27 protein-coding genes and 2 tRNA genes are annotated in these 25,747 nt (G+C 28.3%); 7 read left to right on the top strand and 22 right to left on the bottom strand.

Translation table 11 applies throughout. From position 1 onward, the window contains the following. Window positions 1-246: 246 nt before the first annotated feature. Window positions 247-636, top strand: a complete 390-nt coding sequence (locus tag KQI30_RS10175; RefSeq protein WP_216463192.1) for a TM2 domain-containing protein — start codon at window positions 247-249, stop codon at window positions 634-636. A 431-nt stretch (window positions 637-1,067) separates the two neighbouring features. Here KQI30_RS10175 and KQI30_RS10170 read toward each other — a convergent pair whose 3' ends face one another. The 7 genes from KQI30_RS10170 to KQI30_RS10140 all read right to left on the bottom strand — a co-directional run bounded on the left by KQI30_RS10170 (window position 1,068) and on the right by KQI30_RS10140 (window position 6,295). Then, window positions 1,068-2,567: a sensor histidine kinase gene (locus KQI30_RS10170; RefSeq protein WP_216463191.1), complete on the bottom strand. Its 1,500-nt coding sequence runs from the start codon at window positions 2,565-2,567 to the stop codon at window positions 1,068-1,070. Beyond that, a complete protein-coding gene (locus KQI30_RS10165; RefSeq protein ID WP_216463190.1) occupies window positions 2,554-3,228 on the bottom strand; it encodes a response regulator transcription factor in 675 nt (224 codons plus the stop codon). Before KQI30_RS10165 ends, KQI30_RS10170 begins: the two co-directional genes overlap by 14 nt. Before the next feature lie 77 nt (window positions 3,229-3,305). Further along, a complete protein-coding gene (locus KQI30_RS10160; protein WP_253287464.1) occupies window positions 3,306-4,436 on the bottom strand; it encodes an amidase domain-containing protein in 1,131 nt (376 codons plus the stop codon). Window positions 4,437-4,448: 12 nt separating this feature from the next. Continuing rightward, window positions 4,449-5,342: a M15 family metallopeptidase gene (locus KQI30_RS10155; protein ID WP_216463195.1), complete on the bottom strand. Its 894-nt coding sequence runs from the start codon at window positions 5,340-5,342 to the stop codon at window positions 4,449-4,451. Window positions 5,343-5,409: 67 nt separating this feature from the next. Beyond that, window positions 5,410-6,027: an HDIG domain-containing metalloprotein gene (locus KQI30_RS10150; RefSeq protein WP_216463189.1), complete on the bottom strand. Its 618-nt coding sequence runs from the start codon at window positions 6,025-6,027 to the stop codon at window positions 5,410-5,412. A 110-nt stretch (window positions 6,028-6,137) separates the two neighbouring features. Further along, window positions 6,138-6,214: transfer RNA gene (locus KQI30_RS10145), tRNA-Asp, on the bottom strand. A 5-nt stretch (window positions 6,215-6,219) separates the two neighbouring features. Further along, window positions 6,220-6,295, bottom strand: a tRNA-Val gene (locus tag KQI30_RS10140). Between the two features lie 178 nt (window positions 6,296-6,473). Here KQI30_RS10140 and KQI30_RS10135 point away from each other — a divergent pair. Beyond that, window positions 6,474-7,235, top strand: coding sequence for a DUF4931 domain-containing protein (locus KQI30_RS10135; RefSeq protein WP_216463188.1), 762 nt, complete (start codon window positions 6,474-6,476; stop codon window positions 7,233-7,235). Between the two features lie 92 nt (window positions 7,236-7,327). Here KQI30_RS10135 and KQI30_RS10130 read toward each other — a convergent pair whose 3' ends face one another. From KQI30_RS10130 to KQI30_RS10120, 3 genes are read right to left on the bottom strand one after another with little or no spacing between them, the layout of a single operon-like run. Beyond that, window positions 7,328-8,524: an ABC transporter permease gene (locus tag KQI30_RS10130; protein WP_216463187.1), complete on the bottom strand. Its 1,197-nt coding sequence runs from the start codon at window positions 8,522-8,524 to the stop codon at window positions 7,328-7,330. Between the two features lie 14 nt (window positions 8,525-8,538). After that, window positions 8,539-9,213, bottom strand: a complete 675-nt coding sequence (locus KQI30_RS10125) for an ABC transporter ATP-binding protein (protein ID WP_366936893.1) — start codon at window positions 9,211-9,213, stop codon at window positions 8,539-8,541. Then, window positions 9,206-10,366: an efflux RND transporter periplasmic adaptor subunit gene (locus tag KQI30_RS10120; protein ID WP_216463186.1), complete on the bottom strand. Its 1,161-nt coding sequence runs from the start codon at window positions 10,364-10,366 to the stop codon at window positions 9,206-9,208. The genes KQI30_RS10125 and KQI30_RS10120 overlap by 8 nt, the downstream gene beginning before the upstream one ends. A 185-nt stretch (window positions 10,367-10,551) precedes the next feature. Here KQI30_RS10120 and KQI30_RS10115 point away from each other — a divergent pair, with 185 nt between their 5' ends. Both KQI30_RS10115 and KQI30_RS10110 read left to right on the top strand, forming a co-directional pair. Next, window positions 10,552-10,944, top strand: coding sequence for a hypothetical protein (locus tag KQI30_RS10115; RefSeq protein WP_216463185.1), 393 nt, complete (start codon window positions 10,552-10,554; stop codon window positions 10,942-10,944). A gap of 622 nt (window positions 10,945-11,566) precedes the next feature. Then, window positions 11,567-12,295 carry an HAD family hydrolase gene (locus tag KQI30_RS10110; protein WP_216463184.1) on the top strand — a complete coding sequence of 243 codons (729 nt, stop codon included), beginning with the start codon at window positions 11,567-11,569 and terminating at the stop codon, window positions 12,293-12,295. Between the two features lie 62 nt (window positions 12,296-12,357). On the opposite strand, the gene thiE is transcribed toward KQI30_RS10110, so the two are convergent. The 3 genes from thiE to KQI30_RS10095 all read right to left on the bottom strand — a co-directional run bounded on the left by thiE (window position 12,358) and on the right by KQI30_RS10095 (window position 13,836). Next, window positions 12,358-12,972: a thiamine phosphate synthase gene (gene thiE, locus KQI30_RS10105; protein WP_216463183.1), complete on the bottom strand. Its 615-nt coding sequence runs from the start codon at window positions 12,970-12,972 to the stop codon at window positions 12,358-12,360. A 156-nt stretch (window positions 12,973-13,128) separates the two neighbouring features. After that, window positions 13,129-13,482: an arsenate reductase family protein gene (locus KQI30_RS10100; RefSeq protein ID WP_216463182.1), complete on the bottom strand. Its 354-nt coding sequence runs from the start codon at window positions 13,480-13,482 to the stop codon at window positions 13,129-13,131. Window positions 13,483-13,506: 24 nt separating this feature from the next. Beyond that, complete coding sequence (locus KQI30_RS10095; protein WP_216463181.1) at window positions 13,507-13,836, bottom strand: hypothetical protein; 330 nt, start codon at window positions 13,834-13,836, stop codon at window positions 13,507-13,509. Between the two features lie 212 nt (window positions 13,837-14,048). Here KQI30_RS10095 and KQI30_RS10090 point away from each other — a divergent pair, with 212 nt between their 5' ends. Further along, window positions 14,049-15,299, top strand: a complete 1,251-nt coding sequence (locus KQI30_RS10090) for an esterase/lipase family protein (protein ID WP_216463180.1) — start codon at window positions 14,049-14,051, stop codon at window positions 15,297-15,299. A 267-nt stretch (window positions 15,300-15,566) separates the two neighbouring features. Here KQI30_RS10090 and yaaA read toward each other — a convergent pair whose 3' ends face one another. Further along, window positions 15,567-16,355, bottom strand: a complete 789-nt coding sequence (gene yaaA, locus KQI30_RS10085; protein WP_216463179.1) for a peroxide stress protein YaaA — start codon at window positions 16,353-16,355, stop codon at window positions 15,567-15,569. A 109-nt stretch (window positions 16,356-16,464) separates the two neighbouring features. On the opposite strand from yaaA, the gene KQI30_RS10080 reads away from it, so the two are divergent. Beyond that, the gene (locus tag KQI30_RS10080; protein ID WP_216463178.1) at window positions 16,465-17,361 is read left to right on the top strand and encodes a multicopper oxidase domain-containing protein; all 897 of its coding nucleotides are present in this window, start codon (window positions 16,465-16,467) and stop codon (window positions 17,359-17,361) included. A 93-nt stretch (window positions 17,362-17,454) separates the two neighbouring features. Here KQI30_RS10080 and KQI30_RS10075 read toward each other — a convergent pair whose 3' ends face one another. Together KQI30_RS10075 and KQI30_RS10070 are read right to left on the bottom strand one after the other, a co-directional pair. After that, on the bottom strand, window positions 17,455-18,258 hold the full coding sequence (locus KQI30_RS10075) for a DUF4037 domain-containing protein (protein ID WP_216463177.1): 804 nt from the start codon (window positions 18,256-18,258) through the stop codon (window positions 17,455-17,457). Window positions 18,259-18,280: 22 nt separating this feature from the next. Then, window positions 18,281-18,811, bottom strand: a complete 531-nt coding sequence (locus KQI30_RS10070; protein WP_216463176.1) for a phosphatase PAP2 family protein — start codon at window positions 18,809-18,811, stop codon at window positions 18,281-18,283. A gap of 308 nt (window positions 18,812-19,119) precedes the next feature. Here KQI30_RS10070 and KQI30_RS10065 point away from each other — a divergent pair, with 308 nt between their 5' ends. Continuing rightward, complete coding sequence (locus KQI30_RS10065; RefSeq protein ID WP_216463175.1) at window positions 19,120-19,938, top strand: undecaprenyl-diphosphate phosphatase; 819 nt, start codon at window positions 19,120-19,122, stop codon at window positions 19,936-19,938. A 93-nt stretch (window positions 19,939-20,031) separates the two neighbouring features. On the opposite strand, the gene KQI30_RS10060 is transcribed toward KQI30_RS10065, so the two are convergent. The 6 genes from KQI30_RS10060 to KQI30_RS10035 all read right to left on the bottom strand — a co-directional run bounded on the left by KQI30_RS10060 (window position 20,032) and on the right by KQI30_RS10035 (window position 25,703). Next, window positions 20,032-20,874, bottom strand: a complete 843-nt coding sequence (locus KQI30_RS10060) for a CAP domain-containing protein (protein WP_216463174.1) — start codon at window positions 20,872-20,874, stop codon at window positions 20,032-20,034. A gap of 277 nt (window positions 20,875-21,151) precedes the next feature. Beyond that, on the bottom strand, window positions 21,152-21,997 hold the full coding sequence (locus tag KQI30_RS10055; protein WP_216463173.1) for a CAP domain-containing protein: 846 nt from the start codon (window positions 21,995-21,997) through the stop codon (window positions 21,152-21,154). A 156-nt stretch (window positions 21,998-22,153) separates the two neighbouring features. After that, the gene (locus tag KQI30_RS10050) at window positions 22,154-23,119 is read right to left on the bottom strand and encodes a CAP domain-containing protein (RefSeq protein ID WP_216463172.1); all 966 of its coding nucleotides are present in this window, start codon (window positions 23,117-23,119) and stop codon (window positions 22,154-22,156) included. Between the two features lie 140 nt (window positions 23,120-23,259). After that, complete coding sequence (gene gpmA / locus KQI30_RS10045; RefSeq protein ID WP_216463171.1) at window positions 23,260-23,991, bottom strand: 2,3-diphosphoglycerate-dependent phosphoglycerate mutase; 732 nt, start codon at window positions 23,989-23,991, stop codon at window positions 23,260-23,262. Between the two features lie 221 nt (window positions 23,992-24,212). After that, a complete protein-coding gene (locus tag KQI30_RS10040) occupies window positions 24,213-24,854 on the bottom strand; it encodes a TIGR04100 family radical SAM protein (RefSeq protein WP_216463170.1) in 642 nt (213 codons plus the stop codon). 18 nt (window positions 24,855-24,872) lie between these two features. Then, window positions 24,873-25,703: a pyridoxamine kinase gene (locus tag KQI30_RS10035; RefSeq protein ID WP_216463169.1), complete on the bottom strand. Its 831-nt coding sequence runs from the start codon at window positions 25,701-25,703 to the stop codon at window positions 24,873-24,875. Between the last annotated feature and the right edge of the window lie 44 nt (window positions 25,704-25,747).

Here is a 25,747-nt window from a genome sequence, read left to right as displayed (position 1 = left end):
CCCTGTAAAATTTTGGAATCAGAATGAGCTTTATTAAAGTTACCCTTTTTTTAATAAGACAAACTAGAAAATTTCCAATTTTAAAGTTTTTTTATCTTGACATATTACCAGTCGTCTTTAAATTTATATTAGACTTTTAATATGAATTCAACATGGATTCAAGTTGTAATTTAAAAGTAATTGAAACCTCCTCTCTTTTTTGATATTATTAGTTTAAATGTAAAATATTAAAGGGGATTTTTTATTATGTATTGTAGAAACTGTGGTAATGAAATCAATAATAATGCCGATGTTTGTTTAAATTGTGGGGTTAAAACTGGCAATGGTGATTTATTTTGTCCAAACTGCGGTAAGGAAACTAATCCAAATGCTGATTTTTGTGTAAATTGCGGAATGCAACTTAAAAATCTAGCTGTTAATGGTAAATCAAAAGTTGCTGCCGGTATTTTAGGAATACTACTTGGAGGCTTAGGTATTCATAGAATGTACCTTGGTTACGTAGGTATCGGTATTCTTCAACTATTCTTATCAATATTTACTTGTGGTATATCTTCTTTATGGGGATTTATAGAAGGAATTTTAATTTTATGCGGATCAGGAATAACTACTGATTCAGATGGAAATCCATTAATTTAAAAAAGGGTCTGTAATACAAAGAAATGCAGCATCTTTTTTAGCAAGGCACAAGTATGACGGCACAAGGTACAGGTATATATCAGGGCACAGTTAATGAAAGCTTTGCTTTCATGTAGCTTGTAGTAGGAACTCATAATTTATGAAAAACAACACTTAAGTATAATAGTTTTATATATGCACTAAATACATCTATAAATACAATTGTAATTCGCCGTCCGCAGGACTATAAAATTTCCCCCACAGGGGAAAATTAACCACCATTGCGAATTGCTTGAATTGAGTGAATTGTAAATTACCTTTACCTTTGCCTTAAAATTGTGAATTGTAAATTGATTAAATTGTCTTAATTGAAAAAGAGGTATCGCTAACAATTTTTCATTTGTTAATGCGACACCTCTTTTTCTAACGATTGTGAAATATAAATTATCCTATTATACTTGTACTAATTCTATTGTGAACTTAACAGCATTTTCTATATTCTCTATAGTATATTTATAATCATGTACTTCTAAAACTTTTTTTACAATATGTAATCCTAAGCCACTTCCTCCGGTCTTTCTATTTCTTGATTTTTCAACTCTATAAAATGGTTCAAAAATCTTATCTAAATCGGATTTATCTATATGAGCTCCAGTATTTATAATTTGAAAACTATTGCCCTCTAGCTTTATAATTAACTCTTCATTTCCTTCTGAATACTTTATTCCATTAATTATTATATTGGAAAATGCTTTTTTTATCATATCTAAATTTCCCTCAATATAATATTCTTTACTTACATCTACTGTTAATTTAAAGTTTTTTTCTTCTATAAAATACATAACATCTGAAATTATTTTATCTATCAAATCAAATAAGTTTATTTTCACTTTATTTTTTAATGTTTTTTTATTATCTAACCTATATACATCTAATAATTCATAGACTAATTTCTCCATATCCTTCATTATATACAACGATTTTCTTAAATACTTTTCTCTATCCTTGTAAGCGCCTATATTATAAAGCATTCCCTCTATTTGCCCACTTACAGCTGTTATAGGAGATTTTAGTTCATGAGAAATAGTTGCAACAAACTCTCGGCGTTCTTCTTCTTGTTCTTTTTGCCTTTGTATATCTATTTTCAATTTTTCATTTGCATTATGTAAACTATCCATAGTTTCTTTAAGATTAAAAGATAATTCATTAAGACTAGTTGCCAATTCTCCTATTTCATCATTAGATTTAACATCACATTTTACTGAAAAATCTAACTTTGACATTTCTTTTGCTGTCCTATTTATCTTTATAAGAGGACGTGCTATTGTTTTTGAATATAAAAATGCTGCTATCAATGATACAATAATTATAATTCCCATCATATAAGGCATTAAGTATGCCATGACTGTAGATGCTTCATCTATTGGTTGTAACGGAGTATTAACTTCTAATACATATTTTTCATCTAAATCAGTGAATTTAATATTCCCTGTTATCCTTATAATCTTTTCATTATTTTTTCTTTTATCTCCTATTGGAACCTTAATATTATTTTTATTATTTTTTTCTATAATATTATCAGAATTAGAATCCACATCATTTTTATTTACGGGATTATTGCCATCTCCTATTATATCTTTATTCGGTGGAATAAGATTTTCTTTATAAAAAGTAGGGAAATTTATCCATATACTTCCATCCGGATGGTATATTTTTGCATGTACATTATTTTCTCTAACAAATTTATCTATAGTTAAAAATCCATCACCACTACTTTTGCTTTTACATTCTTCTATCAACTTATTTACTAATACACTTGTACTATTTTTCTTATACTTAAAATAATATTGTGGTAACACTAAATATAATGATAAATATATTATAAAAGCGCAAAAAGTTAATAATGCTGCTGTAGTTAAAAAAATCTTAAATCTTATACTATTCTTTTTCATCCTTAAGCTCCAATCTATATCCTACTCCCTTAACAGTTTGAATATATGATTTTTTTAACTTTTTCCTTATATTTTTGATATGCGAATCAACAATTCTAGTTTCTCCATAATAATCATATCCCCATACCTTATCTAATAGCATTTCTCTTGTTAATACTTTATGAATATTACTAATTAACAAGTTAAGTATTTCAAATTCACGAGTTGTAAGTTGAATTTCCTCTCCATCTTCATATGCTTTATATTCATCACAATTAATTTTCAACCCTTCATAACTAATACTATTAGCTTCTACCTTATTATGTCTTCTTAAAACAGCCTCTACCCTTTTTACTAATATGTTAAAAGAAAATGGCTTTGTTATGTAATCATCTATTTGGAATTCAAATGCCTTCAATTGATTATCTTCATCATTTAAAGCTGTCAATATTATTATAGGTACATCAGATTTACTTCTAATCATTTTGCAAGTAGAATGTCCATCTAAATTAGGAAGCATTAAATCTAAAATAATCATATCATATTCATTACTGTTAAATTTATTTAAAGCCTCTATTCCATCATTTGCAGAATCAACTTCATATTCTTGTGACTTTAAAAATTCACAAATTAATTCTTGTATATTTAAATCATCCTCAACCACTAAAATTTTTGCTTTCATGTTTATCACCCCATATAATTATATCTTTTGTATATGAAAATGGTATGGATTTTTAGGTCCATACCATTTTATTGTAATTAGCAATGTGTTCTCACTAACCAAAACTTTATCTTAGGATTACTCCATCCTAAATCCCATGGTACCATATATCTATCGGTATTATGACAAGTAACTAAAGGGTATCCTTTTGAATCTACTCCTGTTACCATTGAAATATGATTTACATCTCCTTTAGCTTCATAAGCTACAAAATCTCCTGGAAGCATCTTATATGCAAGTTTGTATACCTTTTCATAATTTCCATAAGCAATTACTGATGCTCTTCCTGAGTTAACCATATAATTTTTGAATCCTCCTGCATTAACCCAAGGTCCTGTGGCTCCACTACCATCACAATTCCACGAAGAATTCTTTTTAAACTTTCCTCCTTCATGCAACATCTGTGATGCAAAATTTGCACAATCCCCACCTTCTGGATTATAATTTCTATACTTTTTATTATATTTAAATCCATATTGTTCTTCTGTAGCACCACCACAAAATTGTTTACCATATTCTATAATGCCTTTTCTTCTTTCATTAATTCCTTCTAAATCCTTTGTCTCCTGTGACATTATAAAACTTTTTACATCATCACTTTTTAAATTTTTTAATTCTAAAGAATCACCAAAAGGATCCTTATACCACTCCTTAACAATTATCCACCTATCACCATCTCTTGCTAAAGTTAATGTATGATCAGTTCCTATTCTAAATACATTTGTTACTTCCATATTATCTTCATACATATATTGATATTCTGTAGAACAGATAAGATATGCTCTTACTTTGTCTGCTGTGCCTTTTAAGCTCTTAATTACTACCTTAGGCTTTATTTCTACAAAGATAGCACCTTGTTTCTCTTCCCAATTATGAAGATAATTTGCCTTTTTTTCCTCATACTCATAAGCCCACATACCATATTTACTATCAGTGTTATAATGATCTTTTACAAGGCTCAAATCATGTTCTAAAATTGCCCTATTCCTATCATTAAAAATTTCTTCTACAACTTTTGTTATCTCTTCTTTTTCAGGAAGCGGTAACTTTTTTTCTTCGTTTTCACCTCCATCTTGCGCACTTACTAAATTTCCTACACCTAATTGAATTAATAGCATTATAGTTATAATAATTAGTACTATTCTTGATATCTTACTTATATTTTTCATAAGTTACCACCTTTAAAGTTTATCTATTTTATCAATAAATTGTTGTAAGTTTTCTATATCTTCTGGTACCCCATCATACCAATGCTCTCTTTTTACTGATTCATCTCCAAAATATTTTGCTTTAAGTATAATTTCTGGTCTATATTCATAATGAAGTATATCAAAGTGACTCCATTTTCCTCCCCAAACAAAATTATTTTCTTCGAAAACCTTAGGTAATTCTTTTGAATACTCTTTTATTCTTTCATTACCTTGCTGTAATGTAGCCCACTTCCAATAATCTTTATTATTTCTATTTAGGTCTATTGCTATGGCATAAGCATGAGGACTTAACATACCAGTACCAGATATAACTCTATAATTATATGTACCATTTATAGGATAAAAACATGCTGCTGCTTTTCCGTCCCTTTTGCATAAATCCCTAGCTCCTTTAAAAGCTTTATTTAGTTGCTCTACAGCACCATTTTTATTATTAAATGTTACACCTTCAGTAGTAGCTTTTAAATTTTTTTCTATTTCACCACGACTTTTTCCATAAACTTCATTAAGAATCCCATAATGTCGTATCCTTCCTGGATCTATATTTTTATCCATAACCTTATCAATTGATCCTAATGGATATATTTGCTCCATTACATCTTGTATATCTGGATTTGCAAATTTCTCTTCAAAAGTTTTTACTCGTTTATCATCATAAATATGCTTCTGTCCAGACTTCATAATAACAAATATATTTCCCTTATCATTCTTTTCAAAATCAACTATATATCCTGGATAAGCTATACTTAAAATAAGTAAATCCCTTTTCATCGTAATATCATAATCATCTTCCGCTCCATATACTTTTCCCGTAAAAGTTAAAATATTAAAAATAATAAGTACACAACATATAACTTTTTTCATCATATCTCTACCTCATCAATCAAAAATAATTATAGTATTCTCTTAATTTTCCCATTGATGTTTTTTCCTATTCATTACTTTTACTTATTACTCTTCTGAACTTTTCAATATCATTATATATCTCTTTTCTTTTTTCTTTATCTACGCCCCCTCTTCCCAATCTATCTGCTAATGAAAATAGAACTATATCATTTATATTTAATTCACTAACCATTTTATCTATCTCTTTAAATGGCAAGTTCTTATTAACATATAAACTTTGCATATGCCATCTAACTAATGATGATACTAATGATGTAAATTCTTCATCTTCATTAAAATACTCCATAAATTCTCTTGCCATAACTGCCCCTACTTTATCGTGATCATAAGAAGTTAATCTTCCTTTTCTCATTTTTGTAGTTGGAGTCTTTCCTATATCATGCAATAATAATGCCCACATAAATGCTCTTTTATTTGTAACTTTTTCTCTATATGGTACACCTTCATCTATTACCATCATAACGTGTTTGAAAACATTTCCTTCTGGGTGATATTTAGGATTTTGTTGTATATTATTAAGGTCTGCTATCATATTAAAAGGATATTTACTTAAGTTATTAGATTTCAGTAGTTTTTCTATAAATATAGACGGTTTTTCTTCTTGTAGTAGAATTTTCTCTATGGCTAAAAACTGTTTTTCCATAATCTTCACCTCAATATAAAAGTATATTTATATTTTACCTATATTTAATTTTCTATATACTTTTATAAAAAAAGAAAAGCCGCTACACTATTGTGTAACGACTTTACCTTTGGCGACTCAGAAGGGGCTCGAACCCTCGACTTCCAGCGTGACAGGCTGGCACTCTAACCAACTGAGCTACTGAGCCATATATGGTGGGAACAACAGGGCTCGAACCTGTGACCCTCTGCTTGTAAGGCAGATGCTCTCCCAGCTGAGCTATGCTCCCATACATGTCACTTAAAAAATAAATCTCAAGCAAGTACTATTATATTAATTTTATATTAAAAAGTCAATAGTTAAATTAAAAAACTATTTTTATATTTTTTTAATCTTAGTGATATAATTATTTTATAACGTTTTCTTAATCTTTATGGCCATATACTTCATTTAAGTAGGTGAATAATATGAATAATGATATATATTTAAAATTTATATCAGAAGTAAGCAAAAATAAACCTAATAGTTGGAATAATACGAAAACAATTTGTCCCTTTTGTCATCGTGAAACCTTAGTGGATATAATTGATTCTGAAGGTCCTCTATTATTATTAAAAAATAAATATCAAACTTTAGAAGATGCTCTTTTACTAGTAATCATAGAAACATATCGGTGTAATAAAGATATGTCTATGTACTCTAAAGAAGAAATGTTCAATCTCATGAAGTTTTCAATAGAGCACTGGTTAAAGTTAGAATCTGATGATAATTATAAATCTGTATTATTCTTTAAAAATTTTGGGCCTCACTCTGGTGGTTCTATATCACACTCACATATGCAATTAGTAGCACTTAAAAATGTTAATTATAGAGATAAACTAGATGATAAATATTTCGAAGGCGCTATAATTCATAAAACTAACAACTGTACTGTAACACTATCACAGGAACCTCTAAACTGTTTTACAGAATTTAATGTAATTATAGAATCATTAGATTATCTAAATGAGTTTTCTGACAATATACAAAGAATAGTGAAATATATATTAAATGACTATTATGCTCCCTGTGATAGCTATAATCTATTTTTCTATGATTGGAAAGGAAAAATAATCTGCAAAATTGCTCCTAGATTTATTACCTCTCCACTTTTATTAGGCTTTTCCATAAAGCAAGTTGGTAACAATTCTAAAGATATTATTAATGCAATAAAAAGTAAATATTATTAATAAAACTAAAGGTATCTTACTAGCAAATGAAATTCTGCTAATAAGATACCTTCTTATACTTACCACCTACATAAAAAACACACTACAAACTATTATTGATAAATAGCTTTAATAGGATCTAACTTTGATGCATTTCTTGCTGGAATTATTCCAAAAACTATTCCAACTATAATTGAAATAATAGAAGAACTTAAGAATGTCTTCATTGTCATCACTGCTTTAAATCCATCAATTGGGATAAAGCTTCCTACTCCTTTTCCTAATAAGTATCCTAATAAAATCCCTATTAGGCCACCAGTAAATGTTACAATTATTGCTTCAAATAGAAATTGAAATAATATTGTAATTGGTTTTGCACCAATTGCTCTTCTTATTCCTATTTCTCTTTTTCTCTCTGTTACAGATACATACATTATATTCATAACACCAACACCACCTACAAATAAGGCTATTCCTGTAATCGCTGTTACAAATGTTGTTATTGCAGATACCATTGTTGTTATCAATTGTACATCTTGTGATGGATCGTATACATCATATTTTCCACCAATATTGTTATGATTTTTGCTTAATGTGTTCTCTACTTTACTAAATATATTTTCTGTATCATAATTAGGATCAACGGAGAAATAAACTGATGAAATATAATCTGCTTTATTAAAACTCTCAAGATTATATTTAGATATAAAACAATAATAAGATGTTTCATAGTCAAATAAACTCTCAGATTTTTTTGTAACGCCTATTACTTCATATGTATCATCATTAATTGTTATACCTTTTCCTACCGCATCATTTACATTATCAAACAATGTCTTTGCCGTATCTTCATTAATTACAATTGTTTTATCTTTATCTTCTCCTTCATAAAACCATCTACCACTTTGAATATCTGGCTTTACATTTTCATAACTAGTATAAAATATTTGTTTTGTATTTGAAAAAAACCTTGCTTCTCCATATCCTTGATCTGTAGATCCCATTCCTGTAGATGCTGCTACATCAGTAACTCCTTCTATCTCTCTAATATCATTAATATCATTTTCATCAAAAGGTTCAAGCATATCTGAACTCATATCCACATTATCATAATTGAAATATACTTGATATCTATTAGAATTAGAACTTTCCATAGACGAGGTTATATAATGTGATAATCCATCACCAATTGATTTAATAGCAACGGTAGAACTTATTCCAATAATTATACCAATCATCGTAAGAAATACCCTAAGTTTATGTGCTTTAATACTATATAGAGAAGTTTTTATTAAATTTACTATAGACATATACCATCCCTCCTCTACTCAACTATTACACCATCTTTTATTCTAATTACTCTAGTAGCATATTGTACTAAATCACCATCATGAGTAACCATAATAATGGTTTTTCCTTCTTCATTTAACTTTTTCAAAATCTCCATAATCTGTGTACTTGTTTCACTATCTAATGCTCCTGTAGGTTCATCAGCAAAAATTACATATGGGTCATTTATTAAAGATCTAGCTATAGCTATCCTTTGTTGTTGACCACCAGAAAGTTCTTTGGGAAATCTATTTATTTTCTCTTCTAAACCTACTAGTTTTAAATATTTTTCCACTAATTCTTTTCTTTCCTTATGAGGTACCCCTCCTTTGTATAAAAGCGGTAACTCAACATTCTTTCCGATTGTTAGTGAATCAATTAAATGAAATTGTTGAAAAATAAACCCCATGTATCTATTTCTCAATTCAGATTTCTTATTTTCACTAATATTAGTTACATTTTCACCGTTAAAATTATAAATACCATCATCAAATCTATCTAAAAAACCTAATGAATTCATAAGAGTAGTCTTTCCTGACCCAGACTTACCCATTATCATTACAAATTCACCTTTTTCTATGCTGAAATTTAGAGATTTTAATACATGTAACTTATCTTTATTTAAATCATAATATTTATTAATATTCTTTAACTCCATTAAATTACTCACATTTCATTCCCTCTTTCGTAGTACTAGATGGATTAGCAACTACTTTGTCCCCTTCTTTTAATCCACTTAAAATCTTTACATTATTATTATCTTTTTTCTCGTAAGTAACATTCTTTTTAGTTAAAATACCATCCTCATTAATAAATACATAACTCTTACCTTCTTTTGTAAGTATTGATTTTTTAGAAATACTTATATCATTATTTCCATCATAAATAGTAGCTTGTATGTGATATCCCTCTAAGATATTATCTTGTGAATCTAAAATTAGTGTTACTTCATAATTTGATAAGTTACTGCTACTACTACTTGCATTTGCAATATCCTTGTTAATCATTGGCTTATCACTTACATCTTCTATTTTTCCTTTAACAGTTTTATCTGTTGCTATAATTAATACATCTGCTTGTTGATCTTTTTGCAACTTTCTTATGTACTTTTCATTTACACTACCTTTTATATGCATATCTTTACTATCAATAATGATATATGGATTTGTATAATCATCTTGAGATCCTACTATCCTTACAACCCCTGAAACATCTGCTGTTATCTTTTCATATTCTTTTCCTCTAATAGAGGATAACTTACTATTTGATTGAGATATTAAATCATCAACACCTTCTATCTCACTATCAAGTGAAGCTACAGTAGCTTCAGAACTTTGTACTTCTGCTTCTAATGAAGATATATTAGTACTAGCTTCATCATTATAACCAAATTGATCTTTCATTTTTGAAAGCTGATTTTTCTTTTCACTAAGAGTTTTCTTTGCTTCTTCTCTTTTACTTTGTAATCTAGACTTTTTCTTATTATAGCTATTAACTTCATTGTTATATTCGTCGATTTGTGATGTTATTGTTTCATTTTTATATGAAAATAACACATCTCCTTTTGATACTGTTTGTCCATCAGTAACTGATACAGTATCAATTTTTCCTTTCTCCGCATTTAAATATATGTTTTTGCTTTCCACTGCTTCAACAGTACCATTTACATATATTTTTTTAGGACCTTTTACTGTTGTAAATTTAATTTTATCTGATCCATCTTCTTTTGAATTGTTACTAAATGCATTAATTAAACAAAATCCTATTGTAGAAACAACTATTATTGCCACAATAATTATAATTCTAATATATTTCTTTTGCATTTTTTATTTCTTCCCCCTTTATTTAAAATTACTTCACTAATTATATCAATTTTATTCTTTTATGTAAAATTATATTATATTTGTAATTTAATTATATTTGTAATTTAATTATATATAATTAATTAATATGATGTTTGAACATTTTGTTACTTTAATGTATAATATTTCAAAAGGAGTGATGTCTAATGGAAAATAAACTAGGCGGAGGAATTATTACAATATCTGTGTTAACACTAATTGGTTTTGCTTCTAATCTGATTAGCTATTTTGCTATATTTGCTTTCAATGATTCTATAAAGAAAGCTTATACATCAATGGGTATGGAAATGCCCTCAAACTCTATTTTAATAGTAAGTTTAATTTTATCTATAGTTATTGGAATATCTACAATATTAATTCTCATGAAAAAATCTATAGGAGTCTATGGTTACTTTATAGGTGAAATACTTTCTATTATTTCATCTATAATATTTAATGGATTCAATCTCTTAGGATTAATAATATCACTTGTTCTACCTGTACTTATGTTTATATTTATTTATAATAAAAGAAATATTTTTGGCTTTAGTGAAAACTAATAAAAATATGGAGGTGCCGCATTAACACATAAAAAGTTGTTAGAGCGATACCTCCTTTTCTTATGGCACAATTCAGTGCACAGTTTCAGTTAATTTTCCTCGATGGGAAAAATATCCTATGTTCAATTCACAGTTCACAATGTCGGTTAATTTTCCCCTGTGGAGAAAATATTATAAGTCCTGCGGACAGCGAATTAGAATTGTGTTTATAGATATGTTTAGTGCATATATAAAACTATTATACTTAAGTGTTGTTTTCATTAATCATGGGTTCCCACTACAAGCTATATGAAGGTGCAACCTTCATTAGCCTCCCGTAACAGTTCTATATCAAATACAAGTACCTTAAGAAAACTAACTTATTCTATGTACAAAATTGTGGCACTTAAAATCTCAGAAATTCCCCAAAGGGAACTTCATCCATCACTGTGCACTGATATATCCCTGTGCCTTGTGCCCTCATACTTGTGCACTGATATTCTATTTTGCTGAAAAAACTGCTGCACTCTAATCTGACTTCTTTGTACACAGTTCCTGCCCTTTTAATTTACAATTAAGGAAGGTTTTTTTTAACTTATATAGAATATTATATATACTATATAAAGAAAGTGGGAATTTGCTTATGTATAAAAACTATGTATTTGATCTGTATGGAACATTAGTAGATATAGATACCGATGAAGATTCAGATCTTTTATGGGAAAAACTATCTTTATTTTATAAATTTAAAGGAGCAGCTTATTCTCCTATCTCTCTAAAAAAAGCCTATATTAAGAAAGTAAAAAAAGCTCAAAATGCCATAACTAATACCAATTATCCAGATATCGTTATAGAAGAGGTGTTTGATGAACTTTTTAAAGATAAAAATGTTCATGTATCAAAAGACACATTGTATGATACAGCACATTTATTTAGAATATTTTCTATAAATTATATAAAACTTTATGATGGCGTTATAGAATTATTAGAACTTTTAAAAAAGAAAGGTAAAAAGATTTATTTATTATCAAATGCTCAAAGAATATTTACATTATATGAAATGAAAATTTTAGGTATTAAAGATTATTTTGATGATATATTATTTTCTTCTGATTTTCAAGTTTGTAAACCAGATACATTATTTTATAATCAATTACTAGAAAAGCTTAATTTAGACAAAAATGAAACAATTATGGTGGGCAATGACTATATTGCTGATATTGAAGGATCCTATAATTTTGGAATAGATTCTATATATATCGATTCCAATTTATCACCTAAGATAGAATCTAAATTAAAAAGTAAATATTCAATAATGGATAATGATGGAACTGTAAATAAAATTTCAACTATTGTTTTAAATGATAAATAATATAAAATGACCTGAAGCATAAAATTAATATATTTTGCTTCAGGTCTATTTTAATTGGAAATCTATCTAACCATATTACTCCACTTAACACACTCTTCATATATGTCATCTTTTTTCAATATAGCAGAAATCACTGCATATCCATCTATATTATATTGTTTAAGTAATCTTACCCTTCCTAAGGTTAATCCACCAATAGCTATTACTGGAATACTTACAGATTCTCTTATAGCTCTTAATTGTTCCATAGTAACAATTTTTGCATCAGACTTAGTACTTGTTGGGAAAATAGCACCAACTCCTAGATAATCTGCTCCTTGAAGTTCAGCTTCTTTTGCTTCTTCTATTGTCCTTGCAGATACGCCAATTATTCTATTATTCCCTAAAATCTTTCGAGCTTCTATGGCAGGGATATCACTTTGACCAACATGTACACCATCAGCATCACATAAAAGTGCTATATCAATTCTATCATTAATTATAAACCATGCACCATATTTTCTTGTAAGTTCTCTAAGCTTAATAGCTTTTTCCAAAAACTCTTTTCCATCACAGTTCTTTTCTCTAAGTTGAACTGCAGTTACTCCACCTCTTAAAGCATTTTCTATCTCTGCATAAAAGTCTCTACCCTTTAATATTTCTGAATCCGTTACCAAATATAACCTTAACTTATCCACTTTTACTTCCCCCCATTAATTTTATAAAAATAATGTACTGATCACATCTATTTCAATATCAAAAGAATTTCCGTTATATACTCTTTACTTAATTTTACTGTATTTATTATATCATAGTCTAGTGCTAAATAAGATGTTATAACTTTTATAATATGTCTAATATTTTATTAATTCTCTATATTGATCTTCCTTAAATCCTACAAGTACTACATCATCTTTTATTAAAATAGGTCTCTTAACTAACATACCATTTGTTGATAATAAATCTATCTTTTCCTCATGAGACATATCCTTAAGCTTATCTTTCAATCCCATCTCTTTATATAACTTTCCTGATGTATTAAAAAACTTTTTTATATCTAATCCACTCTTTTTTATCCATAACGAAAGTTCTTCCTTAGTTGGATTATTTTCCACTATATTTCTATCTTCAAATTCTATATTGTTATTTATTAAAAATTTCTTTCCTTTTATACATGTAGTACATTTAGGATATTGTATATAAATCATATTTTTCTCCTCTTCTTTTGTAAATTAACTAAACTTACTTATAGTATCCTTTTCTACTTTCTCAATTAAAGCAATAAAGTTTTCTTGATTATTATCTTCAAGATATATATTTAATATAACTTCTGTAGTCATATCATTCAATCCTTTAATACCATTAATTATAATACTAGATATCTCTTCTTCAAACTTATTCTTATTGTTTTTTATTTCATTTTCAAACTTAAATATTTTATTTTTAACAATTTCATCAATTAATACATCTCTAAGAATACTTCTAAATTCCTTTATATACAACACTTCTTCTTCACTATAATTAGATATATCACCTGAAATTAATTTATTTAAATCAATCATAACTTTTTATCCCCAATTTTATAATTTTTGATTATATTATCTCATAAAAATTATATATATAGAATAACTTATTATCTTTTTATACTGACTAGTATATACAAGATAATAGACACTATTTTCATCCAATTAAACTATATCATATTAAAAGTTATTTCCATTTTATTCCATTGGCTTGTATAATGAAATTAAATTTACGAAAGGAGTTATTTAATATGAACAAATTTCTAAAAAAAATCACTTCTATATTAGTATTATTATCACTTCTATTGTCTATACCTGCTCCAACATATGCAAAAAATAAAACTAATAATTATCCTATAATAATGGTCCATGGCTTATTTGGATGGGGTAATGATGAATTGGGTCTTAATTATTGGGGTGGTAAGTCAAGTTTAAGAGAACTATTAGAAAGTAAAGGATATATTGTTCATACCCCAACAATAGGACCTGTATCTAGCAATTGGGATAGAGCCTGCGAATTATATGCTTATATTAAAGGTGGAACCGTAGATTATGGTGAATACCACTCAAAAAAATATGGACATAATAGATATGGTGCAACCTATCCAGGTATATATCCTGAACTTGGTGATAATACAAAAAATGATGTAAAAAAAATTCATTTAATTGGTCACAGTATGGGTGGTGAAACCATTAGAGTTCTAGCTCAACTATTAGAACAAGGTGACAAAAATGAAATTAATTCTTCTGGATCGAATACTAGTCCATTATTTACTGGTAATCATCACTGGATTGAAAGTATAACAACTATAGCTACTCCTCATAATGGTAGTCAAGAAACTAAAAAACCGTTAACCATAGAACCACTATTTCATCAACTTGTTGCTGCTATTGCTGCAACATATGGATCTAATCCTGATAATGCTAAATTAGATTTCAAATTAGATCAATGGGGATTAAAAAGAAAACCCATTGAATCCTATGAAGACTACTATACAAGAATATCTCAAAGTAATATTTGGAATGAAACTAAAGATTTAAGCATCTGGGACCTATCTCCAGAAGGCGCAAAGGAACTAAACTCTTGGGTATCTGCACAAAGTGATATTTACTACTTATCAATAGCTTGTTCAGACACCCATAAAAACTTAACAACAGGTCATGAACTCCCAAATATAAATATGATTTCTTTCTTGAAAAAAAGCTCTGTATTTCTAGGTTCATATACTTGTAATAATCCTGATGAAGTTACAATAGATAATAGTTGGTGGGAAAATGATGGTATCGTAAGCGTTTCATCTGCCATTGGTCCAACTGTAGGTTCTACTGATAAAATCATTAACTTTGATGGAACTCCTAAAAAAGGTGTTTGGAATTACCTATATAAAATAAATAACATAGATCATATTGAAGTAGTAGGCCAAGGTGAACCTATCTATAAACGTTATCTTCAAAATAAATTTATTGATTTAGCAGAAACACTATCAACTCTACCAAATTAATACTTACTCAGTCTTCTTATACAAGGAGGTGTCGCATTAAGAAAGGAAAAGCAGCGATACCTCCTTTTATTATAGAAAAGACATGACACAGGTTAGATGGAACAAGGCACAATTTAGTGCACAGCTCTGATGCTGTGCACTGATACATACCTGTGCCTTGTGCCCTCGTACTTGTGCCCTGATATTCTATTTTGCTGAAAAAACTGCCGCACTCTAATCTCTAACTCCTTTGTACGACAGCTCCTTGCAAGTTTATAGATACTATTCCTATTCCACATATATAGCATCATTCAAAATAAAAGTAAGTTCACTATCTGTTGACATTTCATCACAAAACTCATATCCCTCTTCTTTGAATTCCTTCAGAGCCTCTATTGACTCAATTTTATTTTTTATAATAAATGATGTCATTAATCCTCTAGCTCTTTTAGCTTTTGTTGAAATAATTTTATACTTTCCATCTCTATATTCCTTAAATACGGGTGTTATGACTTTAATTTCATCATCTATTTCTTCTATTTTTTCTATAACTTTAAAATATTCCTTTGACGCAAGATTAACTAATACATTATCACCTGTATTTTTAATATCTTCTATTACAACCTTACTAATAGTATCTCCCCAAAAATCATACAAGTCCTTCTTTCCTCTAATAGATATCTTTGTACCCATTTCTAATCTATATTGATGCACTCCATCAAAAGGAGATAATATTCCATAAAGTCCTGATAAAATTCTAAGATGATTATCAGCATAAAAGAAATCTTCTGCCTTAAAACCCCCTACATCCATCCCTCTAAAAGCTTCCCCTTTAAAAACTAATAGACATTGTCTAGCATCCTCTATTGAATCTGTCCATTTTTCAAATCTATCTCTATTTAAATTAGCTAGTTTATCACTTATTTTCATTAACTTAGTTAGTGAATAACTATCATATTTTTTTAATTCTTCCATGATAATTCTAGATTCCTTTAAAAATCTTGGCTCACTCATTGGTAAAGTTTCATTTACTCTATTAAAATCTAGATTTTTTGCTGGTGAAATTACTATAAGCATATCTTCTCTCCTATATTCACTAATTTTATTTTCATTATAACTAATAATAATCACACAATCTATCTAATCTTAATATTAATATAATAAATACTATTTATAGGAGTAAATTATGGTAATAACGCCTGGTATAGAAAACTTATCTTTTACTTATAAAAATGGAGTAAAACACTTCACATTAATAGCTGAAGAAGTATTAAATGAATTAATTCCAGGACTTTTCATTAAAGCCTGGGGATATAATGGTTCTGTCCCAGGACCAACTATTAGAGTTTTCCCTGGTGATAGAATCTGTATAAGAGTAATAAATAATCTTCCTGAAAAAACCAGCGTACACTGGCATGGATTAGAAGTACCTAACAACATGGACGGAGTTCCCCCAATAGAGCCATCTCCATTCATATATCCTGGAGAATATTTTGACTATGAATTTACAATAAAAAATCCCCCTGGAACCTACATGTATCATTCTCATGTCAATGTAGCTGTACAAGATAATGCTGGTCTCTTTGGTGGATTGATTATAGAAGATCCAAAATATTGCAATAAAAAACATTATAAAGATTATCTTATTTTGTTACAAGAATGGGCTGTTAATAGCCTTCCTTGGGGTGATATTGATTCTGGCACTTATAATCTTACTTTTAAAATGCCAGAATTTAATTTTTTCACTATGAATGGAAAATGTTATCCTTCAACAGAACCTCTTCATGTGTCTTATGGTGATAAAGTTAAAGTTAGATTTGGGAATATTCAAATGCATCATCATCCTATACATCTTCATGGACATCAATTTAAAGTAGTAGGTGCTGATGGATTTCCTATAAAAAAAGAAACTCAAATCTATAAAAATACCATATTAGTAGCTTCTGGTGAGACTTGGGACATAGAATTCCTTGCTAAAAATCCTGGAATTTGGCCTATGCATTGTCATATGCCTCACCATACAACTAATAACGGCGCGCCAGGAGTAGGTGGCATGTTTACTGTAGTCCAATATGATATATAAAAGTTATATAAAAAAGAGGCTATTTTTTAGTCTTTTAAATTCTTTTACTATAGCCTCTTTATAACTTTTATTTAATTTTTAAAATTTTTATTTCTAATTATTCATATCTAAATATTTATCAAGATTCTCCACAAGAATTTCTATTTCACTTAAAATATTTTCATTATCTTCAGCAGAATATTTTAAAATATTACTTATATTTTTCTCCATCTCAAAAGGTATTGTTAAGTTTTTATCCTTAATAATCTTTATTAACTTCTTTTCTCCTGGATGTGGCATCTCATTTACTGCAAAAATTATATCAAAATAACTAGCTAAAAGCGCCGCTACTCTATGATTTACACTTACAATATCATTTCTCTTTATTGCCTTTTCTATTTGAAAATAATAAGCTGGCATCTGCTTATTTAAAAGAGGATAATTCTTCTTTATGATATTCTCTTTTAATTTCTTAGGATACTCTACATTACAGCTATCTTGTATTTCTTTTAATTTTCCCTCTTTATCATAAAGAATTATAGAATTCTTTATATTGTACCAAAAACAAGTAGTATATCCTACATCAGCCTCACATTTTACTAATGTTCTATTAAGGCTATCTTTTATCCAGTCTAAACTCCTATATATTATTTCAACTGGAACATTATCTTCCTTTAAAATACCATCATCTTCTGTTTCCCAAAATGTATTATTTACTTCCATATAGCTGCAATACTTATCATATATATTCTTTCTGTACTCTACTGGAATTTCTTCAGATGTATATACATATACATCATAATCAGAATTTTTATCATCAGTATTTACTGCCTTAGATCCAGCTAAAAGTATTCCCTCAACGCTTTTTAGTTTTGAAAACTCCTCAATAATTTTCTTTAAATTTTCACTAATCTCCATATATGTAACCCCCTAATGTTAATTAAACTTTTATTTTAGACAACAATTTTATAGATATAATTGCTGATAAAATACCTAAAATCATTCCTGCAAAAACATCTGATGGATAATGTACATATAAATAAAGTCTTGAGAAAGCTATTAATACTGCTAGTATCATAGCAATTATTCCAACTTTCTTATCCATATAAATTAATACTATTGCCGCTGCAAAAGAACTCATAGTATGTCCCGATGGAAATGAATAATCTGTTGGAGCCTCTATTAATAAAATATTCTTTAAATCATTAGCATCAAAAGGACGTGTCCTAGCTATCAACGGTTTCAATGTTAGATTTCCAACAACCAAAGTAATGATTAGTGCCAAAGCTAACATATAACCATACTTTCTATATCTCTTCACAGCTATTAATACAATAGTTATTAATATCCATACTATTCCCCTATTTCCTAAAGAAGTTATTACTGGCATAATAGTATCCATGAATGAACTTTTAAAATGTTCTTGTATAAAATTTAAAACGTTATCATCCATATTATGTATCATCTCCATTATATCCCTCTCTTTCATAATATCAATAAAAATAAACTTTATAATTCATTATTATACTATAATCAGTCATAAAAAATATAATGTACTTTCTTCTTCTTATTATTATACCTTTTCTTTCCTAATTTGTATCTAATATATTATAGTTTTTAATAATTTTTTACTAGTTTTAAATGTTATTTTATATTATGTTAAATTATTAAAAATTTATTATTTTCATTACAAATCTCAACATTTTCATTTAAATTTTCTACAACTACCTTTATAATAATAATGATAGAAATATAGAAAATTTATCGGGGGTAAATTAAATGGACTTTTTAGAAATTTTTAAAGCCATTATTCTTGGAATTGTTCAAGGAATTACAGAATGGCTACCAGTAAGTAGTACTGGTCATATGATTTTAGTAGATGAATTTATTAAATTAAATTTTAGCTCTACATTTATAAGTACATTTCTTGTAGTTATACAATTTGGTTCAATATTAGCAGTATTAGTTTTATTTTTTAATAAACTAAATCCTTTTTCACCATCAAAAAGTGTAGCTGAAAGAACTGATACTATTAGTTTATGGCTAAAAGTCATTGTAGCAGTAGCGCCATCTGGAATAATTGGTCTTCTATTTGATGATAAAATTGAAGAAGTATTTTTTAATCCTACTGTAGTTTCAATAACTCTTATTATATATGGTATATTATTTATATTTATCGAAAATAGAAATAAAAAACCTGCAATAAATAGTTTCTCAGAGTTAACTTACAAAACTGCTATCTTTATAGGTATGTTTCAAGTATTAGCACTAATTCCAGGAACATCAAGATCTGGCGCAACAATTATAGGTGCTGTTCTTTTAGGTACTTCAAGATTTATAGCAGCTGAATTTTCATTTTTCTTAGCTGTTCCAACAATGTTAGGTGCTAGTGCTTTAAAGCTACTTAAAGCTGGTTTTGCATTTTCATCTTTTGAATGGATAGTATTATTAACTGGATCAGTAGTTGCATTTTTAGTATCAATCTTTGCTATTAAGTTCCTTATGGATTACATAAAGAAACACAATTTCAAAGTATTTGGATACTATAGAATAGTATTAGGTATATTAGTACTTCTATATTTCTTTGTTATTAAATAATTAAAAAGGACCATCGATTACAAATTCAAATTGTAACTTCGATGGTCCTCTATTTATTTTACTAAGCTTTTTTTAATAGCTTGTACTATTTTTTTATCTATAAAATTCTTGTGTTGCGTAAACTCTATTTCCTGATTTATAAACTCCAACTCCAACTGATGCAAAGTTAGTTGATAGAATATTTTCTCTATGTCCTTGTGAGTTCATCCAATTTTTCATAAATTGTGTTGCTAAAGCATCTGCATCAGATACTCCGCCTATATATGCAATATTTTCTCCCCAAGCATTATAACTTACACCGTCTTTTTGCATTTGGACAGTTATTAGATTACCTTCTAGATCTGTATGATTGAAGTATCCTTTATCTCCCATATCTTGAGATTTTATTCTTGCATACTTTTCCATGGTACTATTATATGATAATGTTGAAACTCCAGCTTTTGCTCTCTCTTCATTAACCTTTTCAAATATTTTTTGTTCCACCTGCGCCATAAACTTATCATTAACACTTGGTGTATTGTCTGTTGTTGGCGGAGTTACATCATCCTTTGATGATTCATCTCCTGTTGTTGGTGGAATTACATCATCCTTTGATGACTCATCTCCTGTTGTCGGTGGGATTACTTCATCTATTGATGGTTTATCCTCTGTTGTTGGTGGGATTACATCATCCTTTGATGGTTTGTCTCCTATAATAGGTGGAATTATCTCATCGATATCTCCATTTTCTGTGCCGTTATTAGGTCTGTTAGTGCATCCTCCATTGTAGAATGGATGTCTCTTCTTAAACAACCTATCATGTCTTTTCTTATAACTACACTTACGTACTACTACATTGGAAGTATCATTAGAACCTATTCCAGCAGCATAAGCTGTACTTCCTACTCCCCCTATAATAGATGTTGTTAATACTATGGCAATTAGTTTATTTTTCATCGGTACCACTCCTTTTTATTTTTTCGAACTTCTCTTGTAAAGAAATCCAATATCTTATTAGTAAAAGTACTTTTTACTTTTTCTAACGCCGTACTTACAGTTATAACATAGATTGTCCAGTTATCTTAGTTAAGATTACTTCCATCATAGGCTACATATTCCCTTGTATGATTTTTATTCCTTATATTGCAATAAAAGAAAGCAAGTGATATTTAATCTATCACTTGCTTTACATAAGTTATTCCATTTTATTCATTGGGTATAATTACCACAGCATTTATTTGAAAAATTCTTGTGTAGCATAAAATCTATTTCCTATTTTATACACACCTATACCAATTTCTCCAAATCTATCACATAATATGTTAGCCTTATGACTCGGCGAATTCATCCAGTTATTCACAAAACGTTCTGCTATTGCAGCTTCATCTGTCATTCCACCTATATATGCTATATTTTCTCCCCATGCTTTATATGTAATTCCATCTTTTTTAATTATATCACTCATTAAACGACCTTCTGGATCTCTATGCTCAAAATATCCTCTGTCGCCCATGTCCATAGATTTTATTCTTGCATATTTTCTCATTGTACTACTATATGTTAATGCAGCAAGTCCTTCTTTAGCTCTCTCCTCATTTACTCTTTGTAAAATAATACTTTCTATATTTGAAAAAAAGTTATTACTAATAGGCTCTTGAGAAATATTCATTATATTATCTTCCTCTGTATTTGTTACCGATGAATCCTCTGTTGTATTAGTTGCTTTATTGTTTGATTCAGCAATGACTGCTTGTCCATTTACTTTATTATCTTGTTTTTCTTCTACATTATTATTAACTACATTATTCTCTTTTTCTATATCTGATTTTTCCTCTGTAGTATCTTCATTATTATTTTCTTCATTATTATCTTTCTCATCTACAACTTTCATATTATAAAACTTAGAATTTTCATTATATTCTTCTACTAGCAATGCTACTATTTTTTCTTTACTTTTCAAAGGCTTCACAGCAACCTTTTCTTTAGCTAAATGTGTAATTCCTGATATAACACCAAAAAATACCGATGCTATTGTAGAAATTGATAATACAACTAATACTGTAGTAATCTTTTTTTTCATATTTTCACCATTTAAAACCTTACTTATGTATAATTTTATTACATATACTATTATACTACAGTAATTTATTTTATAAAGTAGTTACTTTATCAAACTTTTCCCGTTTTTATACATTATATTGTAATTTTTTATATTTTCATAAGATTTTATTATATTTTATCTAATAAATTCTTCAGCAATATAAACTCTATCTCCAGATTTATATATTCCTATACCGACTTCTGAATAAGTTCCTGATAAAATTTTATCCTTACTACTAGTTGAATTCATAAAATTATTCGTAAATTTTTCTGCTAAAGTTGTTGGATCTGAATTATATGTAACATAACCTATATTTTCACCCCAACTACCATAAGTTACACCATCATTTTTCATATATACTGTAATTGAGTTTCCACTTAAATCTTTACTTGCTAAATATCCGTTATCAGCCATATCTTTTACTTTTACCCTTGCATATTTTTTAATTCTTTCACTATTAACTAAACTTTGAACTCCTGCTTTACTTCTTTCTTCATTAATTTTTTGATATACTATGTTTTCAACTTCTGACAAGAAATTTTCTCCTACCGGCATAACTGTTGTAGTATAATTTTTTGTCTCTACTGTTTTCGTATTATCATTTCTAGTTTCTATTTTCTTTTCTTCTTGTATTTTATTTTCTTGAATATTATTTTCTTGCACTGTATTATTACTTACTTCTGTTTTATTGCTATCCTCGTCTTTATTTTCTACAGCTTCTTGATTGTCCTCTTTTTCTTCTTTATTTTCCTCTTCTTTTTTTTCTTCATCATTAATATTTTCTTTGTTATTTTTATTAACTTTACTAACTACTTTATTTTCTTTGTTATTTTTTGCTTCTGACTTATTTTTTTCTAACGTTGCCAATGCAATTACACTAGAAGATATAATAACTATAAATACTGCTACAATTAATAATATCTTTTTTGCTTTATTAGAAATCTTATTTTCTTTTAAATCTACATTATGACTTTCTTCAAATAAAGCTTTATTACCCTTTTCCATTTCATCTAATACACCAGTTACAGAAAGTTCAATAGTATCATCTATCTCTATTTTAGGGTCTTCTTTAGTTAAGTTAAATTTGTTTCTCTCTCTCATATCTTCACCTCATAAGGTTGTATTTCTAAATAAATACAATTATAAGGTATTTTGACGAATTTTTCAACTTTTTGTTTTATTTCGACATAAAATTACAAAACAGTAGGGATATTCTATTAAAATAAATATCCCTATTAAAATTATATATGTTTTGGTATAACATCTTTAGATACCTTACCATCTAAAGATAAATAGTAACTTCTTATAGGTTTTAAATCATCATCTAACTCATATACTAAAGGAGTTCCTGTAGGTATATTCAAATCAGCAATTCCATCACTAGATATATTATCCAAATATCTTACTAATGCTCTTAATGTATTCCCATGAGCTGCTATAATAATTCTTTTATCCTTTTTCAAATTTGGTGCTATATTCTCATTCCATTCTTGTAGAACTCTCTTTTCTGTATCAGCTAAATTTTCAGTAAGTGGTAAATCACTTTCATTTAAATCATGATATTTAAATTCATGTCCAGGATACCTTGGATCATCCTTAGTTAATTCTGGTGGTCTTACATCTACAAATCTTCTCCACTTATGAACTTGTTCTTCACCATATTTTTCTGCAGTCTCTGCTTTGTTTAACCCTTGTAGTGCACCATAATGTCTCTCATTAAGCTTCCAAGACTTATAAACTGGTATCCACATTAAATCCATCTCATGCAATACTATCCACAATGTTCTTATAGCTCTTTTTAAAACAGATGTATATGCTATATCAAACTGAAAGCCATTCTCCTTAAGTATCTTCCCCGCCATTCTTGCTTCTCTAAGTCCATTTTCTGATAAATCTACATCAGTCCATCCAGTGAACTTATTTTCTAGATTCCAAAGACTTTCACCATGTCTAATTAAAACTAACTTTTTCATTTTATATCTCCTCCACTTCTATATAATATTAGTATGAAAACTGTATTACCTAGATATACATTTTTCTTTATAATTTAAACAAAATAAAATTGTTTATAACATAAAATATCAGTATATATAGCAGATTATCTAAACTGATTAAATTGCAAATTGATTGAATTATAAAAGGAGCTATCTCTAACAAACCTTCTTTTGTTAATGATAACTCCTTTTATACTCTTCTATTCTTCAAACGGACGCACTCTTAATGGCAATCCTATTTTATTGCATACTTTCCTGCAAGCTTCTATCTCTTCTTCACCAATACAATCCACTACAGTCATTACAACATTAGGCACATATTTTTTACACTCTACTGCAAACTTTAACATTTCATCATAAGATTTTATTCCAAACTTATTACGAGTTATTTTATAATACTCTTCTGCATTAGAAGCATTTAAACTTATTGAAACTGTATCTATACATCCTTTAAGTAATGGTGTAATATCTTTTTCATGAATTAAATTAGCTAGTCCATTAGTATTTATACGAATAGACATACCATTGTATTTCTTCTTTACATATGAAGCAATTTCAACTATATCGTAGACTCTTTCCATCGGTTCACCGAATCCACAAAATATAACTTCCTTAACATTGCTTAAATCATATTTATCAAATTCTGATATAATTTCTTCTTTTGTTGGTTCTTTCTTTAACCATAAGCTATTTGACTCTGCCATTTCTTTTGTGTTTCTTAAACAAAAAGTACATGCTGCTGGGCAACGATTAGTTAAATTAACATAAACATTATCCTTAATATTACTTTGCCCTTGAAGGCTTGTATATTCTCCATTTTTAGCTGTATATAATATAACCATATATATATCCCCCTAAAATTATTTTAATTCTGTTAAATATTCTTCAAAACATAGTCCATCAGTAACTGGAGTATTAAGCTCAGCTGTATACTTAATAGTTTTACTTATAAATTCAGTTGCCTTTTTTACAGCATCTACAAGTGACGTACCTTTTACAACACTAGATATTATAATTGAAGTAAAAACATCTCCTGTTCCAGATCTATCTTCACCAATCTTCTTTACATTAACAACATTATACCCACTATCTTTTTCATAAACAAAGTTTTGTATTTCTCCATCATATTGAAGTCCTGTTATAACAACTTTATCAGGTCCCTTTTTACAAAGAGCTTTTGCTATTTCCTCTAGCTCTTTCTCACTTAATTGTCGTTTAGGATATTCTATATCTAGAAGTCTACAAGCCTCTGTTAAATTTGGAGTAATTATATCTGCATATTTTAATAACTTTTTCATTTCATTACACATTTCTTTGGTATATGTTGCATATAACTTTCCATAGTCACCCATTACAGGATCAACAACAACTATAGTATTATTATCCTTGAACTTCTCCATAAATTCAACAACAACATCAATTTGCTCTTTTGATCCTAAAAAACCTGTAGCAATTCCATCAAAACTAATATTTAGTTCCTTCCAATTATTCATATACTCCTTCATCTTAGAAGTATAATCATCAAAAAAGAAACTTGGAAAACCAGTATGTGCAGATAATACTGCTGTAGGTAATGGACAACATTGAATTTTCATTGCCGATATTATTGGTAATTGTGCTGCTATTGAACATCTTCCAAAGCCAGTCATGTCATTTACTATAGCGATTTTCTTTTGTTTTTTTAGAGTCATAGCTTTAAACACCTCATTTCTAATTATTACATTATAATCCAAAC

It is taken from the genome of Clostridium bornimense (genome assembly GCF_018917145.1).
In the GTDB taxonomy this organism is placed as follows: Bacteria; Bacillota; Clostridia; order Clostridiales; family Clostridiaceae; genus Clostridium_AN; species Clostridium_AN bornimense_A.
The sequence above is the reverse complement of the archived record's forward strand: the minus strand, read 5'-3'. Positions and strand labels throughout refer to the sequence as shown.

Excerpts from the sequence above, each read along its gene's own strand:
- KQI30_RS10175 (WP_216463192.1), top strand. The coding sequence starts at position 247 with ATGTATTGTAGAAACTGTGGTAATGAAATCAATAATAATGCCGATGTT.
- KQI30_RS10170 (WP_216463191.1), bottom strand. The coding sequence starts at position 2,567 with ATGAAAAAGAATAGTATAAGATTTAAGATTTTTTTAACTACAGCAGCA.
- KQI30_RS10165 (WP_216463190.1), bottom strand. The coding sequence starts at position 3,228 with ATGAAAGCAAAAATTTTAGTGGTTGAGGATGATTTAAATATACAAGAA.
- KQI30_RS10160 (WP_253287464.1), bottom strand. The coding sequence starts at position 4,436 with ATGAAAAATATAAGTAAGATATCAAGAATAGTACTAATTATTATAACT.
- KQI30_RS10155 (WP_216463195.1), bottom strand. The coding sequence starts at position 5,342 with ATGAAAAAAGTTATATGTTGTGTACTTATTATTTTTAATATTTTAACT.
- KQI30_RS10150 (WP_216463189.1), bottom strand. The coding sequence starts at position 6,027 with ATGGAAAAACAGTTTTTAGCCATAGAGAAAATTCTACTACAAGAAGAA.
- KQI30_RS10135 (WP_216463188.1), top strand. The coding sequence starts at position 6,474 with ATGAATAATGATATATATTTAAAATTTATATCAGAAGTAAGCAAAAAT.
- KQI30_RS10130 (WP_216463187.1), bottom strand. The coding sequence starts at position 8,524 with ATGTCTATAGTAAATTTAATAAAAACTTCTCTATATAGTATTAAAGCA.
- KQI30_RS10120 (WP_216463186.1), bottom strand. The coding sequence starts at position 10,366 with ATGCAAAAGAAATATATTAGAATTATAATTATTGTGGCAATAATAGTT.
- KQI30_RS10115 (WP_216463185.1), top strand. The coding sequence starts at position 10,552 with ATGGAAAATAAACTAGGCGGAGGAATTATTACAATATCTGTGTTAACA.
- KQI30_RS10110 (WP_216463184.1), top strand. The coding sequence starts at position 11,567 with ATGTATAAAAACTATGTATTTGATCTGTATGGAACATTAGTAGATATA.
- KQI30_RS10100 (WP_216463182.1), bottom strand. The coding sequence starts at position 13,482 with ATGATTTATATACAATATCCTAAATGTACTACATGTATAAAAGGAAAG.
- KQI30_RS10095 (WP_216463181.1), bottom strand. The coding sequence starts at position 13,836 with ATGATTGATTTAAATAAATTAATTTCAGGTGATATATCTAATTATAGT.
- KQI30_RS10090 (WP_216463180.1), top strand. The coding sequence starts at position 14,049 with ATGAACAAATTTCTAAAAAAAATCACTTCTATATTAGTATTATTATCA.
- yaaA (WP_216463179.1), bottom strand. The coding sequence starts at position 16,355 with ATGCTTATAGTAATTTCACCAGCAAAAAATCTAGATTTTAATAGAGTA.
- KQI30_RS10080 (WP_216463178.1), top strand. The coding sequence starts at position 16,465 with ATGGTAATAACGCCTGGTATAGAAAACTTATCTTTTACTTATAAAAAT.
- KQI30_RS10075 (WP_216463177.1), bottom strand. The coding sequence starts at position 18,258 with ATGGAGATTAGTGAAAATTTAAAGAAAATTATTGAGGAGTTTTCAAAA.
- KQI30_RS10070 (WP_216463176.1), bottom strand. The coding sequence starts at position 18,811 with ATGGAGATGATACATAATATGGATGATAACGTTTTAAATTTTATACAA.
- KQI30_RS10065 (WP_216463175.1), top strand. The coding sequence starts at position 19,120 with ATGGACTTTTTAGAAATTTTTAAAGCCATTATTCTTGGAATTGTTCAA.
- KQI30_RS10060 (WP_216463174.1), bottom strand. The coding sequence starts at position 20,874 with ATGAAAAATAAACTAATTGCCATAGTATTAACAACATCTATTATAGGG.
- KQI30_RS10055 (WP_216463173.1), bottom strand. The coding sequence starts at position 21,997 with ATGAAAAAAAAGATTACTACAGTATTAGTTGTATTATCAATTTCTACA.
- KQI30_RS10050 (WP_216463172.1), bottom strand. The coding sequence starts at position 23,119 with ATGAGAGAGAGAAACAAATTTAACTTAACTAAAGAAGACCCTAAAATA.
- gpmA (WP_216463171.1), bottom strand. The coding sequence starts at position 23,991 with ATGAAAAAGTTAGTTTTAATTAGACATGGTGAAAGTCTTTGGAATCTA.
- KQI30_RS10040 (WP_216463170.1), bottom strand. The coding sequence starts at position 24,854 with ATGGTTATATTATATACAGCTAAAAATGGAGAATATACAAGCCTTCAA.
- KQI30_RS10035 (WP_216463169.1), bottom strand. The coding sequence starts at position 25,703 with ATGACTCTAAAAAAACAAAAGAAAATCGCTATAGTAAATGACATGACT.